Source organism: Bartonella sp. B17, assembly GCF_053795755.1.
On record NZ_CP200032.1, the window covers coordinates 913892 to 934150 of the forward strand.

Genomic DNA, 20259 nt, shown 5'->3' on the forward strand with positions numbered 1-20259 from the left:
TATCCGCTTTTGTTTTTAATTATGTTTTTTCACAAATTGAGTTCATGGCTATTTTTATTAAGTAAGGATTGTTGCTCAATTATATGACCAATAATACCATTTGCGATTTCTTCATCATCTGTTACTACAACATCTGCTCCCAAATCAATGAGATATGCTGTATCTGAATCAGATAGTGCATGAGTGATTATTAAAATATCCTTTTTAACATTACGTATATTTTTTATGCATTGTCCTATTTCAATGGTATTCCGCATGGTAATAACTATTTTTTGTGCATTACTTACATTTGCTGCATCCATTATTTCTTGTTCAACGATATTGCCACAAATCGCCTCAATCCCATCTGTAATTGCTTTATCAGAAAGGCGTTTTGATTCTTCTATTACTACTACAGGTTCTCCTTTGTTCATTAAAGATAATGCAACATATTTACCAATACGACCGTAACCAATAATTATAATATGGTTAGTTTTTGATGTAATTGTCAAAAATTCTTGGTCAGAAACCTTTGAATCAATATCAATGATTGTTTGTGTATTCTCTAAATTGGAAGGCAGTTTTTCTAGATATTTTTTAAGTTTGTCACAAGTAATAAAGACAAGAGGATTAAGCAAAATAGACAGAATCGCACCTCCGAGGATTAATTCATGAGCCTCATTGCTTAAGAGTCCAAAGCTTGAACTTAATTCTGCAAGGATAAAAGAAAATTCTCCGATTTGTGCAAGGCTGGCAGAAATGGTTAAAGCTGTCTTATCAGAATAGCGAAAAGCTTTAACGATAAAAAAAGTAACAGCAGATTTTCCTAATACTATAATTAATAGTGTTGCTAAGAGAGGAAAAAAATTTGTTAATATTTTTCCTGGATCAAATAACATTCCTACAGAAACAAAAAAGAGAACAGAAAATGCGTCTCGCAGAGGTAGGGATTCTTCCGCTGCACGATGACTTAATTCTGATTCGCTCATAATCATACCTGCAAAAAAAGCACCAAGAGAAAGAGAAACGCCAAATAAATGCGCTGCTCCAAAAGCGACTCCTAGTGCAATAGCAAAGACACTGAGACGGAATAATTCACGTGATCCCGATTGTGCACTTATTTTTAGTAACCATGGAATAACGCGTCGCCCAATGATAAGCATGAGAGCGATAAATATAATAACTTTTAAGATGGTAAGTACAAAAACTCCGCTAATATCCAAATTTAACCATTGAACAAGAGGATCAATGGATTCTTTTTTGGTATCACCAAAGATATTTGCTAATGGTGGTATAAGAACAAGTATAAGAACCATAGCTAAGTCTTCAATAATTAACCAACCAACAGCAATACGTCCTTTTTCTGTTTCCATAAGATGGCGTTCTTGCAAAGCACGTAGTAAAATAACAGTACTTGCTGTTGATAAAGCTAAACCAAAGACTAAGCTGCCGCTAATTCCCCAATCCATGGTAAGGCCAAGAAGAAAACCTAAAAAAGTAGAAAAAGCCATTTGTGCAATGGCTGCAGGGATAACGATAGCTTTAACAGATAAAAGGTCTTTTAATGAAAAGTGCAACCCAACGCCAAACATCAGCAAAATTATACCGATTTCAGCGAGTTGGTTAATAATAACGTAATCTACACTAATTCCACCTGTATTGGGCCCCACAATAACACCAGCTAATAAGTATCCCACAAGTGGTGAGATGCGCAGCCGATTAGCAATCATTCCCAAAAAAAATGCTAAACATAAACCTGCAACAATAGTTGCAATAAGTGGCGTATCATGGAGCATTATTTACGACTCCTTTCAAAAAAACGAATTAATTGAAATGATTATAGTGTTTTATATGACAAGCAAAAAATAGCATGTCATATAAATTAACGTAGCATTTTCATTTTAGTTTAACGTTTATGCGATTATTTCGTTCATTCCACCAATTTCCGAGCAGCAATAAAATAGGGGCTGCAATAAAGATAGAGGACGACGTTGCAATAATAATCCCAAAAACCATAGGAAATGCAAAATTATGGACAGCACTTCCACCCCATATAGCCATAGGTAACATAGCTAGAACTGTAGTAGTTGATGTAAAAAGGCAGCGTATAAGAACTTGATTAATTGAGAGATCTATTAGTTCACGCAGTGGCATTTTTTTATAAAGGCGCATATTTTCGCGCATTCGATCATAGACAACAACTTTATCATTTATAGAATAGCCAACAATTGTTAAAAGGGCAGCGATAGCAGTTAAATTGAAATCCAGCTGAAATAAAACAAAAAAACCAACCATTTTTGTGGTGTCTAGGATAAGTGTAACAATTGCTCCAACTGCAAAAAACCATTCAAAGCGCAACCATATGTAAAGCGACATGGCAATTGCAGCTAAAATGACAGCAATAAAGGCAGCTGTAGCGAGTTCACCTGAGATTTTAGGACCAACGACTTCTATTTGATCAAATGTAGCATCTGGATAAATATTTTGTACGGCTGTTTTTATTTTCTCGATGGCGTTGGTTTGTTGTGCTTCGCTGCCATTTTGTTTTTGAATGCGAATTAGAATTGTATTTTCATTATCAATATTTTGCAGCGTAACTTCACCGATGGTAAGTAAGGAAAACTTTGAACGCAATGCTGCTAAGTTTGCTGGTGTTTTTGTGGTAATAATCATTTGACTGCCGCCAATAAAATCAATTCCAAAATTTAAGCCAGGTTTAAAAAACAGAACAGCTGAAGCAAGCGATAAAATAATTGATACACTGATACCGATGAAGCGCGCTTTCATAAAGCGGAAAGTTGTATTTTTTGAAATAACATTGAAAACAGAATGAAAACGTAAAATTTTAATTTTCCATTTACGAACAACCCAAATCATAATAATGCGCACAATGGTGATATTAGTGAACATGGATATGATAATACCAAGCAACATTGTCACGGCAAAACCACGTACAGGACCAGTGCCAAACCAAAAAAGTAGAACAGTTGCAATAATTGCAGTGACATTTGCATCAACAATGGTCGAAAAAGCGTGCTTAAATCCACGATCCAAAGCAGCAAAAGCGCTGACACCTTTTCGACTTTCTTCACGGATACGTTCATTAATCAAAATATTGGCGTCAACTGAGATACCTATACCTAAAATAATGCCAGCAATCCCTGGGAGTGTAAGTGTAGCACCGAGAAGACTTAATGCAGCAAATGTTAAAATTGTATGTAGTGCCAGCGCTACATTTGCGATAATCCCCCAAACTCCGTATAGGAGGAAAATAAAAATCGTAACGAGAATAAAGCCTATCATACCTGTATAAAGTCCCATTTGAATGGCGTCAGCACCAAGGTTTGGGCCTACGGTTCTTTCTTCAATTACAGTTAGCGGTGCAGGTAAGGCGCCAGCTCGCAGGAGAGCAGCCAGAGTCGATGCTTCTTTGGGATCAAAATTTCCTGTAATTTGACCTTGTCCATTAGGAATAACACCATTAATAACAGGAGCAGTCAAAACTTTGTTATCAAGAACGATTGCAAAGGGACGGTTGATATTTTTTCGTGTTATGTCCGCAAATATCTTTGAACCAGCGGCATCCATGGTGAATGAAATAATAGAGCGTCCTGGCATTTGCGGATCGAAACCTGCACGAGCATCTTTTAGGACATTTCCGTCTAAAGCAACTTGATCATAAATTGCATAGAGTTGTGTTTCGTCGGTATATCCAGGAAGAATTGAAACACCTATAGGTGGGTTATTGATATCTATATTGGAGGGCACAAGATGAAAGGTCATCTTAGCAGTGGTTCCCAAAAGATCACGCAGCTGCTTTGGATCTTGCAAACCAGGTAATTGAACCATAATACGATTAGTTCCTACCTTTTGAATGGCTGGTTCAGCGACACCAATTTGATCTATTCGACGACGGATGATTTCTAAACTTTGCTCAAGAGCATTGTTAACACGATCTTTGATGCTTTCTTCAGTGAGTGTTATACGGATAGTTTCATTTTGTGCACTAATGACGATGTTATTGTTTGTTGCACCAAAACTACTATACACAGGAGTTATCAATGTCTTTAAAGCTGAGATAGCTTTTTCACTTTGTGTCGGATCAGAAATAATAGCAACTACGCTATCTTCTATGATACGGACACTTGATGTGCGGATTTGTTTTTCACGTAGTGTATTACGTACATTGCCCAAAACTGTGTGTAATTGGTCGCGTTTTGATGCTTTAGTATCGATCTCTAGTAAAAGAGAAGAGCCCCCTTGAAGATCAAGTCCGAGTGTTACACGGGTGTCGGGTAAAAAGTTTGAGTTTTTAACCTGTTCTTGCGAAAATAAATTAGGTAAGGCAACGTATACGCTGCTTAAAAGGATAAAACAATAAAGAGTGATCAGCCAACCAGGTGTACGCATGATATATTCCGCTAATATGCAATCTAATGATTATTAAGGTTAAAGGCAGGAGTGTATAGAATGATGGTTTTAGAGTTCAAGTAATAGTAGGATAGGCGTGTTTATTTAAAAAATACTGTGTTTGGAAATCACTGGCAAGCAAAAAGATACTTTATATAAAATGTTACAAAATTTTGTTCACAAACATTGCAACATTCAATTGATTGCGTTTAATTTCTAATTTAAATATAGCTAGTTGTAATTAAATGAGTAGTATGTGGTTGTCCTATCAAATAAACCCTACGTTCTCAGATAGTAGCTAACAATATGCCAAAGCCGGACAAAAAATCTAGATTTTAAAAGGAAAAAATTTTCTTTTTGCAATATTAGGTATAAAAATATAGCTAAAGCGTTCTTTTTGTCTCAACTTTCAGTTTACTATTATTATTTTTTATCAATATTATAATATGGCGGAAGTGTTTAGAAGATTATTCTATAAAAGTTGAAAATATTTGCTACATAGCGTATTTTTTTAAAGAGAGTTCCTCGCATTTACATTTAAGGCAGATATGTATTCTTATTCATTTTTTAAAAAAAAATCACATATTCTTTTTTTTATTTTTGGAACTATGGTTGTATTTTGTTCTTGTGCATGGGGGCATTTGGTATCGCAAAATGCGGGTACTAGACAATCAGTGAGTACGCATTCGATTGATGAGATTCTTAAACAACAACAGTCAATTATTAAAGCTATTGAAGAAGATACTGAGACTTTAAAAAAAGATTTTGAAGGCGGGTCAGAAGATGAACGTACCTTAGCAGAACTGCGAGTGCGAGCACGGGATATAAATAAACGTGCTATGGATGCGGCATTTGTTTTACGCGCTCCTCTTAACGATATTAATGTGCTTTTGGGACAGTTAGCTGAGCTTGGTGATGATCAAAAAAAATTGAAGAGTTATAGTGAGGAACGTAATAATTTAATAAAACAAAAAGCTAAGATTAATGATGCAGTGCTTCGGTTCGAAGAAGTATTTTTGGCTACAAATAGAATAGCCGAACTTGCTATTTCTCAATCTCGAGAACTTTTAAAAAGTACACTCACGCATAGGTTTGAATTTTCGGTATCAACAGTTCAGCATTTTGTTGAAAAAACTAAAGAGGCTGCATCTGATTTTATGTTGCTGTTCAACTCTTGGTGGGAATTTGTATTTTATTTTAAGACGTTACAGTTCTTTCTTTCTTTTTTGATTCCGCTTTTTGTTGCTTTTAGTTTTTCTTATTTTTTTCGTAAAGCCCTTGCATATGTATACTGCCGTATTGTCAAAAATCACGAAGAAACGCCTTATTTAAAACGCTTACTGATTGCTTTTATTTCAACTCTTCTACCTTCGTTTACATGTATTGTTTGCGTTTATCTCGTGTTTTTTTTGTTTCATAATTTTAGCTTGGATCTAGGGAAGCTTACAACGGTATTTTATACAGTTGGATATCAAGTTATTTTTGTTTTTTTTGTCAATCGCTTAGCAGCAGCTCTTTTAGCCCCAAAAATGGAGAATCAGCGTCTTTTTAATATTACATTGCCTGTAGCAAATCAATTGGTTATTTTGCTTACTTTTTTAGGCATAATTTTAGCATTTGATGCTGTGCTCGATAGTATTTACCAGATAGTTTCAGCTTCTCTTTCTTTGACAATTTTTAAAAGCTTCTTTTCAGTTTTTTTTATCGCAATACTGCTGTTTTTAATCTCACTTGTGCCTTTACAGTTTAAACGTGGACGTTTTCAAATTAAAGAACAAGAGCCATTGTTTTGGCCATTCTATATACGCATTCCTCTTGTTTTGTTGGGGGTATTACTCGTTGTAGTAGATCTTTGGGGCTATATTGGTTTAGCGCGTTTTATTATGCAGCAGATTGTGATCAGCGGAGCATTTGTTATTTTAATGTATTTAGGAATAAAAAGCTCTCAAGCTATTGGATCTAAAGGACAATTTGTTAAAACAATCGCTGGTCGTGCTTTGATGCAATGGTTGCATTTAGAAAGAAAAACGGTGGATCAATTGGGGATTATTGTTAATGTTTTTCTCAATGTGATTGTTGTTGTGTTTTGTGCAATACCAGTTCTCATACAGCTTGGATTTTCATATTTTGATTTGAAAGAAATGTTGTGGCAGTTGATGACTGGTTTTACAATTGGAAATATGTCTATTTCTTTGATTTCTATTGCAACAGGAAGCGCGATTTTCTTTGTTTGTTTGTTTGTTCTTCACCGATTTATCTATTGGTTGGATAATATTGTTTTGGTAGGTGGAGAATTCGATTCTGGTGTACGTAATTCTATCAAGATGGTCATCAGTTATGCCGGTTTTGTCGTGTCTGCTTTAATAGGATTGTCAACGGCGGGATTAGATCTTAGAAATTTTGCTCTAATTGCTGGCGGGCTTTCATTAGGTATAGGCTTTGGTTTGCAAAATATTGTTCAGAATTTTGTATCTGGGCTTATCATTCTGATTGGGAGACCATTTAAATTAGGTGATTATGTAGAATCTGGATCAGTAGGTGGTATTGTTAGACGTATAAGTGTACGTGCAACTGAACTTGAAACACTCCAACATAAGACAGTAATAATTCCTAATTCAAGCTTGATCAATAATAATGTAATTAATTGGACAAAACATAATGAAATGGGGCAGATTGATATTCCTGTTATTGTTTCATCTAAAGTTACTCCAGAGCACATTGTTAACATGTTGTTAGAGATTGCTTCTGAGACAGAGGGGGTGTTAAAAAAACCTGCACCACAAGTAAATTTTAATGCATTTGATAGTAAAAAATTATCATTTACTTTGACTATCTACGTGCACAATATTACCTCTAGTTCTGCGATAGTTAATGCTCTTCACTTTGTGTTGTATACGCGCTTTGTTGAAGAAGGAATTCTGGAATGATAAAATATTTTTATATTGTTATTGCGTTTACGCTGTTAGATATTCTCACTATAGCTGCTTATGCAGCAACTGTGAAAAACACTGATCCAAAGGTACAATCTCTTATCATTGTTGAAGGAAGTACACTTTCAAATATTTCTTTAATTAGTAATCAAATCATGACAGTTTGTATGAAGGGTTGTTTTATTACTTTTCCCAATAAAGACCGCTTTGTGATAAAGGGAGATGATAATATAGAAATTAATGAGGGTAGAGCATTTTTTAAGTAAAATGGTTAAAGATTTTATTGTCCATAAAGAGTTATACTATCAATTTTACACTTGTTAATGAAACATGATTGAAGATTGATTTATAAGTATATTATGATATTAGTATAAAAATTTGAAATTTAATAATAAAATAAGATTTTTTATAAAATTAAAGTTTAAATTTAAATAAAAAATTGTATTATTAAATTAAATAATTTAACAGTATTTAAAACTGAAGAATATTTATTTTAATCTGCGATATTAATTTTTAAATTTTGTCAGCAATATTATTAATAACATTATGTGTTTATAGTAAAGTTGAATGAATAAAAAGATTTTTGTTGAAAAATTTAATATTATATTTGTATTAATTTATTCTCATAATGTATGATAAAATACTTTTAGATGTTATATGAAAAATGTGCTAAACAATGATCTATTGTATTTTAGAGAGAGCTTTATGTAAATAGATTGCAATGATGTATTAATTTTACATTTTACATTTTACATTTTATATTTGAATAATAATTTGTATGAAATGTGTCATAATTTGACAATTTTATAAGAAAGCATGATAAATTTGGGGGAATAGAAATTCAAATTTTAAAGTGTTGCTGATTATTAGAATCTTAGAAGTTGTAAAAACTGTTTGATAATATTAAACTTTAATGTATTTTTTGCGTTTAAAGAAGTGCATGCGTGATTTTGCAATATGAGGTTTTGTCGCATTTTTGTAATATTTATAATTTAATAATAGTATTGTAGAGGTATAATTTTATGAGTAAAAAATATTTAATAGCAGCATCCGTTTTTGCTTTCGTTTCAGTATCCACTGCACAGGCAGCAGATGTGATAGTTCCTCGTCAGCCAAAACAGGTTGTTTCGTCAGTTATTGCATCTCCTACTTTCTCTTGGACGGGTTTTTATTTTGGGGGACAAATTGGCGGTTTTTCGAGCAAAATTTCTGCGAAGAGTTCTGATTTTGATGCTACTTCCCCGTCTGATCCAGAGAATGAGCATCTAGAGTGGACTCCACTTGAAGGAAAATATGTGCCTAAACTTTCTGGTTTTATAGGTGGTATCTATGCAGGTGCTAATGTTGAATTTAGTCGGAACTTTATCCTTGGTGTTGATACAGATATACTTTTTTCTGAACGAAAAGATACAAAAACTGTGCTCCTTACAGAGGACAGTGATGGAGTCGCTTTTGATGATGTTGATAAAGTCTCTTTGAGTCATACTTTAAAACAAAAATGGGTTGGTGCTACACGTGTGCGTATTGGTTATGCTGCTGATTGTATTATGCCTTACATCGCTGGGGGTATTGCTTATGGGCAATTTCAAGATGTTTTATCGGGATCAGGTTTAAAGAAAAATTCCGAAGTTTCTAGAGCTATACAAACTTCTGAAGATGCAGATTCCATTAGTGCTACATTCGATGATACAAGGACAATGGTTGGTTTTACTCTTGGTGCTGGTGTTGATTTTGCGGTGACACATAATATTCTTTTGCGTGCGGAATACCGTTACTCAGATTTTGGAAAAAAGAAATTCAGTAACATGGTTGATATCGATTATAAAACGAATGATTTTCGTGTTGGTATAGCTTATAAATTTTAATTTTTACGGATTAATATTATTAAAAGGCTCCATCAAAGATGGAGCCTTTATTTTTGCATTGTGAGCATTGTTTTTATGGTAGAGAGGAGGGAGTTATTGCTTTAAAAATGATTGTAATAAGGTACGAAGAGCAATTATTAAAATTTTTATTTTGTAGAATGACAATTTTGAAAGTTATCGATGTATTCAAAATACTAGTTTAGAAAAATGAAGTTGTGATTTTTAGTTTACATAATCACGACTCTACCTAAAAAGCTTTATAATAGCGCTACAAAGAATGGTTTCACTGTTACTTTTATTGAAATAAGAAGAAATCGTATATTATGGTGCGGACGGCGGGACTTGAACCCGCAAGGTCTTCGACCGGCAGATTTTAAGTCTGCTATGTTTACCGTTTTCATCACGTCCGCGATAGAGGTTCTCTCATAAGCTATATTTTTTATTGAATCAAGAATTAATATAAATCATCCTTTAATAAATTTTTAACTGACAAGCAGTGTTTTTGCAATTAATAAGAATCTGCATATTTTAAAAACATAAGATGATTGGTATTATGACTAACTTTCTCCAAGATGTCACTAAGGCTGCAACGGCTTTACATACTGTGTTTGCTGAAACACCACTTCAAAAAAATGATTTTCTTAGTCAAAAATATGATGCGGAAATTTATTTAAAACGTGAAGATTTAACACCAGTGCGATCTTATAAAATTCGCGGTGCTTTTAATTTTGTTTCAGGAATGCTTGGTCAGATACCTCAAGATGCTGCTTTTGTTTGCGCGTCAGCGGGAAATCATGCACAAGGGGTTTCTTTTGTTTGCCGCTATTTTAAACGTAGGGGCGTGATTTTTATGCCTATAACAACTCCACAACAGAAAATTGATAAGACACGCATTTTTGGTGAAGAGTTTATTGATATACGTTTAATTGGTGATACTTTTGATCAATGCTATGCGGCTGCGCGATCTTTTGCTGCTGAAAGTGGTGGTGTAATGGCACCACCTTTTGATGATAATCGTGTTATTACAGGGCAGGCGACGGTTTTGTGCGAGGCTGTTTCGCAATGGAAAAGACTTAATGGGGAGAGCGAGCCAGATTTAATAATTGTGCCTGTAGGCGGAGGAGGTTTGGCCAGTGGTATTAGTAAATTTTTATACGAATATGATTGGAAAACAAAACTTTATTTTGTTGAACCACAGGGAGCTGCAAGTTTATTTGCTTGTTTAAAGAGTGGAAAACGTGTCAAATTAGAAAATCTCGATACACTAGTAGATGGTGCTGCTGTGGCTGAAATTGGCACGCTAAATTACGAAATTTTGAAGAAGTTCCCGTCAGATTCTGTTATTATGGTTCCTGAAAATCGTGTTTGTTCTACAATGATTGAGATGCTCAATGTTGAAGGTATTGTACTTGAACCAGCTGGCGCTTTATCAATTGATGCTCTTAACAGTATTCCGTCCCAAGAATTGAAAGGTAAAAAAATTCTTCTCGTTGTTTCAGGTGGTAATTTTGATTTTGAGCGTTTACCAGAAATTAAAGAACGTTCTTTGCGTTTTCAGGGATTGAGAAAATATTTTATTTTTAGCTTTCCACAACATCCTGGTGCATTGCGTCATTTTCTTGCTCAATTATCTCCGGATGATGATATCGTACGCTTTGAATATCTCAAAAAATCATCTAGAAGGTTCGGTTCTGTGTTGATTGCAATTGAAACAAAAAAATATGATAATTTTTTTCTTTTAGAGAAAAAATTTCAAGTGTTAGGTTGGCGCTACCGTGATATTACTGACGACCAAACGCTATTTGATTTTGTCATTTGAAAAGATGATGTTTTTACTAAAACAAGAGATATGAAAATGAAATCTATTTTTTATTTTATGCTGAGTTTGTTTTTGTTTTTTAATGTTGGTAAGCAAAGCTCAGCATCTGAGCTTACAATAACACAAAAGACTGAACTTTCAAGTTTAATTATTAATGTTAATAATGCTGTAAAAAATAAAAATTTTGAGACTATTTCCGCTTACATACCTCGTCGGCTTTATAAAGAAATGGCTCGCCGATTAGATACGACAGAGGATGATTTACGACATAATTTTCTTAAACAGCTGCGTGTTCAATTTGAGAATTTACCCGCTAATGCTTATCATTTGGATAAAGAAAACATAGATTATCTGCAAACTGATAACGGTACTTTTTATGCTTTTATTCCGACAAAACTTGAGACGTCAGATTGCATTATTCAATATAAAACCTTGGCGATTTTTGATAAAACGCAGTGGTATTTAATTTATGGAGGACAAAAAACCGTACAAAATCCAGTTTTTCTTGAGATCTATCCTGATTTTGATAAGGTACATTTACCTCAGAAGATGATAATAAAAAAATAAACTATTAACATATTGTTTTTTATTTATGGAATAATTTGCAAAGTTCACTTTTTTACTGTAACTCTAATAACAGATAAATGTAAGATATCTGAGGTAAACAATCTTTTTTTGTAAAATGAAATTTATGCACCTTTCTTTTTTATTCTAAGATACTTATAATGGAGTGCGCAAATCGCTATTTAAAGCGTTGCTTCACAAATTTTTGAATATCAAGATCTTTATTGCGCAGATTCTTGAGTTATCAAGCTCAGCTGATTACTCATTTATAGTTGTTGGGCAAAGGAAAGATTTTATTTTGAGTGTAAATAGAGAAAATATTTTTACAAAATTAGGTTTGTCAGAACTTCTGGTTAAGAATTTGCTCATTGCTGGTATAAATAAGCCTAAACCTATTCAAGAACAAGCTATTCCCGTGATGCTGAAAGGGCATGATATTTTAGGTATTGCACAGACAGGTTCTGGAAAGACTTTAGCATTTAGCTTACCTATTTTGAATAAAATTTTGACTTTTGGAGATAAGCGTTTTCCTAAAGCTGCTCGTGCTTTGATTTTGGCTCCTACGCGTGAGCTTGCTGTTCAAATTGATGAAACAATTCGTATTGCTGCGAAAGGAACGCATCTATCGACATGTCTCATTTTTGGTGGGGTCTCGCGTTTAAAACAAATTAAACGTATGCAGGCAGGCGTAGATGTTTTAATAGCAACGCCAGGTCGTTTAATGGATCTTGTTCGTGAAAAATGTGTTGATCTATCTCAATCTCGTTTTCTTATTCTAGATGAGGCAGATCGTATGTTAGATATGGGTTTTATTAACGATGTGAGACAAATTGCAAAACTTTTGCATAAAGAGCGTCAAACAGCGCTTTTTTCTGCAACAATGCCGAAAGAAATTATAGCGCTCGCAAGCAATCTACTTGATAATTTCATAAAAATAGAAACTGCTCCTCAAGGAACTACTACTGCGGAAATAACTCAAAAGGTATATTGTGTTCCTACGAGTGAAAAAAAGAATGTTTTAGGTAAATTTTTGACAAATTCAGCGTTTGCTTCGGTTCTTGTTTTTACTCGAACAAAACGTATTGCAGATGTCGTTACACGTAATTTAGAAAAAATGGGGTATTCTGTTGCAACGATTCATGGTGATAAATCACAAAGTGCTAGGCAGCGCGCATTAAAAGCTTTTCGAGAGCGATCAGTGCGAATTCTTGTTGCAACGGATATAGCAGCGCGTGGTATTGATATACCAGAGATAAGCCATGTTATTAACTATGATTTACCAGATGAAGCTGAAAATTATGTGCATCGCATTGGTCGTACAGGACGTAACGGCGCATCTGGTGATGCCATCACACTTTTTGATAAGTCCATAGAGGAAGCACGGTTGCGTGCTATAGAGCGATTAATTTGTATAAAATTAGTGCGTGAGGCTGTTCCAGCACAGTTTTCGACATTTTCAGAAAAGCCATTTATGTCAAAAAATGGAAAGCTAGAACAGCGTAAAGAGCTTCATCTTCAAAAATCTAAAAGTCAAAAACGATTTTCAAAACGCAAAGATGATGCTGCACAATTAAAGAATAAAAATTCTTCATCTTCAAAAGAAAGACATGAAAAAGCAAAGGCATCAGCAAAGTGTGCAAAGTCTTTTCGTTTTCGCAAATCCGTAAAGAAGGCGGCTTGAATAAAATATTTAGACTAGTTTATGGAAAAGGGTTATTTTCCTTTTTTAGTTTAAAGAAGAAAAACAGAAGTAAAAATATTTTTTTCCAAAGTAGTATCCATTACATGTTGGTTTATGATGGAAAAAAATGTGGTTGGTAAGATTTTTAAATACAATTTGTGAGTGGCTTGCATCCATTTTTAAATCTTAGCAATGAAGTAGTTGATTTTGATATTCTTGCGACATTTATTATCATAGTAGAACACAGCAGGATATGTATTTGTGTTTTGAAAAGAGTGCTTAAAGAGGTATAAGATTTGTGCGTAAAAACTTATCTCATAGTTTTTTAGGCTGTGGCAATTTTTGTTATATTGGTGTTATTGAGATAATTCTTATGACTCAGTTTCGGTTGTATTTTTTTATATTTTTGAATGATTGTTTTGAAAGCAAATCTTTTAGCTTAATTACTTTTTAAGCATAAATGATTTGCTTTTGGCTGTATAGACAAAATTTATAGGAAAACTTCGGGATTATTAGCTTATTTGGCAAGTTTTTCAAAAAAATCACGATTTGTAATTTAGAGTAACCGTAATTTCACCTAAATATATAGTATGAGAAAAAGCAGCTCACTTTATTATGATTTTGACAATAACGAGTAAATGAATAAAAACCCTATAAGTGGCTCCCCGGGCCGGATTCGAACCAGCGACCAACCGGTTAACAGCCGGTTGCTCTACCACTGAGCTACCGAGGAACAATTCACTATTAAACTATGCAAGCTATAGCAAAGCAATATTGATTTGCAAAGGGAAAAATTACTTTTTTTAAAAAAATGTCAAACTATTGTGTAAGAAGAGGAAAAAAGATCAAAAGAGATTTCTATATCTTGACGGATGTGTTACCTTCCCTTATGGAAAGTGCTGTATTTATTTGATGAGGCCTCGTGGCAGAATGGTTACGCAGAGGACTGCAAATCCTTGTATCCCGGTTCGATTCCGGGCGAGGCCTCCAGTTAATTTTATCAAGATGGCATTAGGGGGTAGATAGGTTTAGATGAATTGTTTTGCCTCCTTAATAGAAACGCTTTTATATTTATATAAAAATAATGCACACAAAAAATAATGCACACAATTAGAGTCTAATTATAATCTAATTGTTGATTATGGCGTACTTTTTGTTGATTGTGGCGTGCTTTTTTGCAAAACTCACAAAGGATTTGGATTTAATTATCGTTGCTTTTGTGTAGGTTTTGTTATATGTTGAGAGAAAAGGTTGGCTATGGTTGCAGATTTTGCAGAGCTTCGCCGCAAAATGGTAGATAATCAAATTCGCACAGTAGATGTGACGAATTTATCAGTCCTTGAAGCGTTTTTAACGGTTCCGCGTGAAGATTTTGTACCAGAAAATATTAAGGCTTTGAGTTATCTCGATACCGATGTTATTGTTTATCCAGCGCAAAATGGGTTACCTGCACGTTATTTGATGAAACCTGCATCTTTAGCAAAATTACTACAGCTTGCAGCTATAAAATCCTCTGATACTGTTTTAGATATTGGTGCAAATAGTGGGTATTGTGCAGCATTGCTTTCAAAATTTGCAAAGTCTGTGATTGCGTTGGAAAATAATAAAGCTCTTTCAGATCAAGCAATCAAGATTTTAGAGCGTAATCAATGCGATAATGTTAGTGTGGTTCATGGTTCATTAGAAAAGGGATATGCCGTTGAAGAGCCTTATGATGTAATTTTTATCGAGGGTGCTGTTGATTTTATTCCTGATGGTATTTTTGACCAAATGAATGACAGTGGACGTCTTGTTGTTGTTGAAGGACAAGGTAATGCTGGTGTTGCACGTGTCTATGTCAAAGAAAATGGGATTGTCTCGGTGCGTCGTGCTTTTAATCTTGCTGTAAAATGTCTTCATAGTTTTGCAAAAACACCTAGTTTCGTATTTTAGTGCTTATTTTGTTTTATGGGTAAAGATAGTTATAATGATTGTTTAGGGGGTTCTGTCGTGTTCAAAATAAACAAGAAGTTAAAAGTCTGTTTGTTGTTTGTACCAAGTGTCCTTATCTCAGGGTCGGTTTATGCTGAGACATTGATGGATGCTTTGTCTAAAGCTTATACATATAATGCTAAGTTAAATAATGAACGTGCAGCTGTACGCATAGCAGGTGATGATGTAATCATTGCGCGTTCAGGGTTATTACCACAAATTGAAGGAGTTGGAAATTATGGGCGTAGTAAGCCTTTGATGGGTTCTTATAATACGTCTGGATCTATAGGGATAAAATTAAGTCAAAGATTATTTGATGGTTTCATTACGCAAAATATATTTTCTTCAGCTCAGGTTAAGTTTCAAGCGCAACGTGAATATCTTCGTAATGCAGAACAAAATATATTTTTGGAAACTGTAACGGCCTATGCTGATGTTTATAAAGCGCGTCGTATTGCTGATCTTCGTAGAGAGAATTTGGCTGCTCTTGAAGAACAAGTTCGTTCAAATAGGGCAAAACTTGATGTAGGAGAGGGAGGGCGTGTTGACCTTTCTCAGGCAGAAGCTGCGCGTTCTGTAGCAGTTTCAGAGCTCAGTTTGGCACGTGCTGATGTAAAGTCAGCAGAAGCTGTTTATCGACAAATAGTTGGCTCTGATCCTAGAAAATTGCAACATCCACCAGTGGCAAAAGGATTACCTATAAATCTTGATACTGCTTACAAAATTAGCGTTGTTATGCATCCAGCAATTCTTTATGCAAAATATTTAGTTGATGCTAGTTCTTATAATGTAAAAGCTAAAGAAGGAGCCTTGCTTCCTAAAATTGATTTATTCGCAACAACATCCTATAATCGTATTTACAGTGGTCCTGGAGAAGATGGGGTTTCTAAATCAATGGGGCTATCATTGAGTATCCCAATTTTTGAAGGTGGACGTACGTCTGCACAAATTCGCCAGTCAAGGGAACAACTTGAACAAGCCCATCTGCAGCTTGATTTGGCTCATAGTAATATAAGGCAAGCGCTTACTTCTACTTGGTTCCAGTTAGAGGGTGCACGCGCATCTGTAGTTGCTTATCGTGATAGTGTTTGTGCTGCTGAAATTGCTCTTAAAGGCCGTATTCAAGAAAATCGTGTAGGACAAGCAACCACACTAGATGTTTTAAATTCTAGAACTCAGTTGATTAACGCTCAAATTGCGCTTGCAATGGCAGAACGCAATGCTGTTGTTGCGAGTTATGGTGTTCAATCTTCCATTGGTAAACTAACTGCAAATTATTTAGGTTTAAAAACCATTCAATATATTCGATAAGAACATAAAACAGCCTTTTTTTTGTAAAAACTTTTTACTTTTAAAAGATCAATATATTAATGGTCAAACATATTGGGAAATGTAGCGGTTAGATATTATTAAAAAACATGAAGAAAATTGTGTGTAGCATCATCTTCATGTCAAAGAGGTGTGTTGATATTGCGATCCTTTTGCTTACACTAAAATATAGTGATTCTGTTTGTTGTTGCGTCTTTGAAAGGTTTTAAGTATGGTACAGAGTTCAAGCGTATTACGTGAGTCAAGTATGGATGAAATTTTGACATCTATACGTGAAATAATCGAGGAAAATTCGATTCAATCCGATTATCTTTCAAATGAAGGTAGTGCAGTGAATTCTTCTACAGATCATTCAGAGGCCTCTTCAGATGGTGTTTATGACGCAACCTTATCAGTTGATGATGCTATGAAGGCTTTAGCTGATCGTATAGGTCTTTCTTCTGAAAATCAGAATTTTTCTTCAACACAAGTACAAGAGAATACAGAAACAGAAAATAGTACAGTTGGCATGGATATGCAAAATATGAAAATTTCTTCTAAAGAACCGCATCTTATCCATAAAGAAAGTGAATACAGTAATGAAGGTGGTGCGTCACAGTCAGAAAATATAGTTTCTGGTCGTATGGAATTGCCTGCATATTGTGTTTCTTCTGCGGAAAAAATTGCAAAGGATGTTTTGCGTCCAGCTATAGCTGAATGGTTGCAGGGTAAATTGCCTGTGTTGTTAGAGGATATTTTACGTGAAGAGATCGTAAAGGCGATTAAGAAAATATCTTAATTATTTATTTATCAGTATTTTTTCATTTTCTATTTTATTTTTATGAAGGTTTTGTTAGCAGTTTTGCATGGTCAGTGGGACTTGCAAATAGTATGATTAATTTTTGAATCATACGCTGCGTTTTTAGCAGTGTTGTAGGTGAGTGGGTGAGAATGTTAGAAAAAAACTATGATGCTGCTTCTGTAGAGAAACGGATTGCGGAAAAGTGGGAAGCTCGTGGTGCTTTTGAAGCTGGGATGGGTTCAAAGGTGGGTGCTGAGCCTTTTTGTGTTATGCTTCCACCTCCTAATGTTACGGGCTCGCTTCATATGGGGCACGCGCTTAATACGACGATTCAAGATATTGTAGTGCGTTTTCAGCGGATGCGTGGAAAGAATGTATTGTGGCAGCCCGGTATGGATCACGCAGGGATTGCAACGCAAATGGTTGTTGAGCGTCAGCTTGCTGAGCGTCGAGAGCCAACGCGTCAGGAAATGGGAAGGGAAAAATTTGTTGAGCGTGTTTGGGAATGGCGTCATGAAACAGGTGGGGTTATTGCCAATCAATTACGACGGCTTGGCGTTTCATGTGATTGGTCGCGCGAGCGATTTACAATGGATGAAGGTTTGTCTCAAGCTGTTCTCGAGGTATTTGTTACACTTTATAAGCAAGGACTAATATATAAGGATAAGCGTCTAGTTAATTGGGATCCAAAACTGTTGACGGCGATTTCTGATCTTGAAGTTGAACAAAAAGAGATTAAAGGTCATTTGTGGCACTTTAGGTATCCACTTGAAGGTAAAATTTTTGATCCCAGTGATGCTACAACTTTTATAACAGTAGCGACAACACGACCAGAAACGATGCTTGGTGATACGGGGATTGCAGTTAATCCTGAAGATGATCGTTATAAAAACCTGATAGGTAAAAATGCTATTTTACCACTTGTTGGCCGTAAATTATTGATTGTTGGTGATGCTTATGCCAATCCTGAAGAAGGAAGTGGTGCTGTGAAAATTACACCAGCACATGACTTTAATGACTTCGAAGTAGGGCAGCGCAATAATTTACGTTTGATCAATATTTTTACACAAAAAGCTGAAATTTTCCTTCGTGGGAATGAAGCGTTTTTTGATGGTTTGGCTTTATCAGATGAATTAAAGTCATTAGTGGAAAATTTAGATAAATCTGACCGTTTTATTGCACGTAATCGGATTATTTCTTTGATGGAAAAGGGGGGATATTTAGTAACTATTGATGATCATATACACACTGTCCCTCATGGAGATCGGGGTGGGGTGCCTATTGAGCCATTTTTAACAGATCAATGGTATGTTCATGCTGCTGAATTGGCTAAGCCAGCAATAGAGGCTGTGCATCAAGAAAAAACACAATTTATCCCAAGCAGCTGGAAGAAAACCTATTTCAATTGGATGCAAAATATTCAACCTTGGTGCATTTCTCGCCAATTATGGTGGGGACACCAAATTCCAGCTTGGTATGGTCCTGATGGTACAGTTTTTGTTGAAAAAAGTGAGGAAGAAGCTTTAGCTTCGGCTCTATCTCATTATGGTGAAGTGGTTAAGCTAACCCGTGATCAAGATGTTTTAGATACTTGGTTTTCATCAGCTCTTTGGCCTTTTTCAACGCTAGGATGGCCCGAAAAAACAACTGCTTTAACGACTTATTATCCTACATCTTTGTCAGTAACTGGATTTGATATTATTTTTTTCTGGGTTGCTCGTATGATGATGATGGGGCTGCATTTTATGGGTGAAGTTCCTTTTCCAACGGTTTATGTGCACGCTCTTGTAAGGGATCAGAAGGGCGCAAAGATGTCAAAATCGAAAGGAAATATTATTGATCCATTGGAGCTTATTGATCAATATAGTGCGGATTCTCTTCGTTTCACTTTAGCTATTATGGCTGCACAAGGCCGTGATGTAAAACTTGATCCTTCTCGTATTGCAGGTTATCGTAACTTTGCTACAAAATTGTGGAACGCTACCCGATTTGCAAAGATGAACGGTGTTAAGCATAATCCAGATTTTAAGCCAGAAGAAGCAAAGATTACGCTTAATCGTTGGATTTTAACGGAGTTATCTAGAACTGTTTTAGCAGTGACGAGCGGTATTGAAAATTATAAATTTAATGAAGCTGCTAGTGCACTTTATCGTTTCATCTGGAATACGTTATGTGATTGGTATCTAGAGCTTCTCAAACCTATATTTCAAAGTTCGGATGAGGATGCTAAAAGTGAAGTTCAGGCATGTACTGCTTGGGTTTTGGATGAAGTTTATAAGCTTCTCCACCCTTTTATGCCTCATATAACGGAGGAGTTATGGTTTCTCACAGAAACGTCAAGCATGAAACGTGAGGATATGCTGGTGCTGACTAAATGGTCAGAGGTAACGTTTTCAGATGAAGAAGCTGCTTCTGATATTAATTGGCTTATTGATATTATAACAGAGATTCGTTCAGTGCGTTTTGAGATGAATATTCCAGCAGCTGTGCTAGCGCCCCTTGTTATTGTGGAGGGGGGGGAGATAATGCACGAACGTGTGCAGCGTTATGAGGCTATCCTTAAAAAGTTAGCACGTATTGAGACAATTAAGTTTTCTGATAAGATTCCAGCGACATCGGCGCAGATGGTTTTTGGAGAAGCAATTTTTTGCTTACCATTAGGGCAGTTGATTGATTTGGAGGTTGAGCGTGCTCGTTTAATAAAAGACATCAAAAAAATCGAACAAGATATTGAAAAAATATCAATTAAATTAAATAATGTAAAGTTTGTAGAAAATGCGAAACAAGAGATTGTTGAGGCTGAACGAAATAGAATTGCAGAATTGTATGCTGCTAAAAAGAAAATATCCGTTGCTTTAGAGCGGTTAGTTTAATTGTGGTTTTTTTATTTCCATCATTTTGATGATTCTTTTTGATAGGTAATACACCAC

At 35.2% G+C, this 20259-nt stretch carries 12 protein-coding genes and 3 tRNA genes; 11 read left to right on the top strand and 4 right to left on the bottom strand.

The features are described 5' to 3' along the window. Positions 1-29: 29 nt before the first annotated feature. A complete protein-coding gene (ybaL, locus tag V4B18_RS03960) occupies positions 30-1775 on the bottom strand; it encodes a YbaL family putative K(+) efflux transporter (RefSeq protein WP_455475192.1) in 1746 nt (581 codons plus the stop codon). Between the two features lie 100 nt (positions 1776-1875). Beyond that, positions 1876-4389, bottom strand: coding sequence for a protein translocase subunit SecD (gene secD / locus V4B18_RS03965; RefSeq protein ID WP_455475193.1), 2514 nt, complete (start codon positions 4387-4389; stop codon positions 1876-1878). Between the two features lie 608 nt (positions 4390-4997). On the opposite strand from secD, the gene V4B18_RS03970 reads away from it, so the two are divergent. The 3 genes from V4B18_RS03970 (at position 4998) to V4B18_RS03980 (ending at position 9184) form a co-directional block, all read left to right on the top strand. After that, the gene (locus tag V4B18_RS03970) at positions 4998-7316 is read left to right on the top strand and encodes a mechanosensitive ion channel domain-containing protein (RefSeq protein ID WP_455475194.1); all 2319 of its coding nucleotides are present in this window, start codon (positions 4998-5000) and stop codon (positions 7314-7316) included. Next, entirely contained in the window at positions 7313-7585 is a 273-nt protein-coding gene (locus V4B18_RS03975) for a hypothetical protein (RefSeq protein ID WP_455475195.1), read from the top strand. The genes V4B18_RS03970 and V4B18_RS03975 overlap by 4 nt, the downstream gene beginning before the upstream one ends. Positions 7586-8341: 756 nt before the next feature. After that, entirely contained in the window at positions 8342-9184 is an 843-nt protein-coding gene (locus tag V4B18_RS03980; protein WP_455475196.1) for an outer membrane protein, read from the top strand. 324 nt (positions 9185-9508) lie between these two features. On the opposite strand, the gene V4B18_RS03985 is transcribed toward V4B18_RS03980, so the two are convergent. Next, positions 9509-9594, bottom strand: a tRNA-Leu gene (locus V4B18_RS03985). Between the two features lie 143 nt (positions 9595-9737). Here V4B18_RS03985 and ilvA point away from each other — a divergent pair. The 3 genes from ilvA (at position 9738) to V4B18_RS04000 (ending at position 13248) form a co-directional block, all read left to right on the top strand. Continuing rightward, the gene (gene ilvA, locus V4B18_RS03990; RefSeq protein ID WP_455475197.1) at positions 9738-11003 is read left to right on the top strand and encodes a threonine ammonia-lyase IlvA; all 1266 of its coding nucleotides are present in this window, start codon (positions 9738-9740) and stop codon (positions 11001-11003) included. Positions 11004-11039: 36 nt separating this feature from the next. Further along, positions 11040-11570, top strand: a complete 531-nt coding sequence (locus tag V4B18_RS03995; protein ID WP_455475198.1) for a hypothetical protein — start codon at positions 11040-11042, stop codon at positions 11568-11570. Between the two features lie 265 nt (positions 11571-11835). Next, positions 11836-13248: a DEAD/DEAH box helicase gene (locus tag V4B18_RS04000; protein ID WP_455476524.1), complete on the top strand. Its 1413-nt coding sequence runs from the start codon at positions 11836-11838 to the stop codon at positions 13246-13248. A gap of 658 nt (positions 13249-13906) precedes the next feature. Here V4B18_RS04000 and V4B18_RS04005 read toward each other — a convergent pair. Next, positions 13907-13981: transfer RNA gene (locus tag V4B18_RS04005), tRNA-Asn, on the bottom strand. A gap of 183 nt (positions 13982-14164) precedes the next feature. Here V4B18_RS04005 and V4B18_RS04010 point away from each other — a divergent pair. The 5 genes from V4B18_RS04010 (at position 14165) to V4B18_RS04030 (ending at position 20202) form a co-directional block, all read left to right on the top strand. Further along, a tRNA-Cys gene (locus V4B18_RS04010) sits at positions 14165-14238 on the top strand. 267 nt (positions 14239-14505) lie between these two features. Further along, positions 14506-15180 carry a protein-L-isoaspartate O-methyltransferase family protein gene (locus tag V4B18_RS04015; RefSeq protein ID WP_455475199.1) on the top strand — a complete coding sequence of 225 codons (675 nt, stop codon included), beginning with the start codon at positions 14506-14508 and terminating at the stop codon, positions 15178-15180. A gap of 15 nt (positions 15181-15195) precedes the next feature. Then, on the top strand, positions 15196-16530 hold the full coding sequence (locus V4B18_RS04020) for a TolC family outer membrane protein (protein WP_455475200.1): 1335 nt from the start codon (positions 15196-15198) through the stop codon (positions 16528-16530). 229 nt (positions 16531-16759) lie between these two features. Further along, the gene (locus V4B18_RS04025) at positions 16760-17326 is read left to right on the top strand and encodes a DUF2497 domain-containing protein (protein WP_455475201.1); all 567 of its coding nucleotides are present in this window, start codon (positions 16760-16762) and stop codon (positions 17324-17326) included. A 152-nt stretch (positions 17327-17478) separates the two neighbouring features. After that, positions 17479-20202, top strand: coding sequence for a valine--tRNA ligase (locus V4B18_RS04030; protein ID WP_455475202.1), 2724 nt, complete (start codon positions 17479-17481; stop codon positions 20200-20202). The last annotated feature ends 57 nt before the right edge of the window (positions 20203-20259 follow it).

Bases quoted from the DNA above. Each gene is read 5' to 3' on its own strand.
- ybaL (WP_455475192.1), bottom strand. From the start codon at position 1,775: ATGCTCCATGATACGCCACTTATTGCAACTATTGTTGCAGGTTTATGT.
- secD (WP_455475193.1), bottom strand. From the start codon at position 4,389: ATGCGTACACCTGGTTGGCTGATCACTCTTTATTGTTTTATCCTTTTA.
- V4B18_RS03970 (WP_455475194.1), top strand. From the start codon at position 4,998: ATGGTTGTATTTTGTTCTTGTGCATGGGGGCATTTGGTATCGCAAAAT.
- V4B18_RS03975 (WP_455475195.1), top strand. From the start codon at position 7,313: ATGATAAAATATTTTTATATTGTTATTGCGTTTACGCTGTTAGATATT.
- V4B18_RS03980 (WP_455475196.1), top strand. From the start codon at position 8,342: ATGAGTAAAAAATATTTAATAGCAGCATCCGTTTTTGCTTTCGTTTCA.
- ilvA (WP_455475197.1), top strand. From the start codon at position 9,738: ATGACTAACTTTCTCCAAGATGTCACTAAGGCTGCAACGGCTTTACAT.
- V4B18_RS03995 (WP_455475198.1), top strand. From the start codon at position 11,040: ATGAAATCTATTTTTTATTTTATGCTGAGTTTGTTTTTGTTTTTTAAT.
- V4B18_RS04015 (WP_455475199.1), top strand. From the start codon at position 14,506: ATGGTTGCAGATTTTGCAGAGCTTCGCCGCAAAATGGTAGATAATCAA.
- V4B18_RS04020 (WP_455475200.1), top strand. From the start codon at position 15,196: ATGGGTAAAGATAGTTATAATGATTGTTTAGGGGGTTCTGTCGTGTTC.
- V4B18_RS04025 (WP_455475201.1), top strand. From the start codon at position 16,760: ATGGTACAGAGTTCAAGCGTATTACGTGAGTCAAGTATGGATGAAATT.
- V4B18_RS04030 (WP_455475202.1), top strand. From the start codon at position 17,479: ATGTTAGAAAAAAACTATGATGCTGCTTCTGTAGAGAAACGGATTGCG.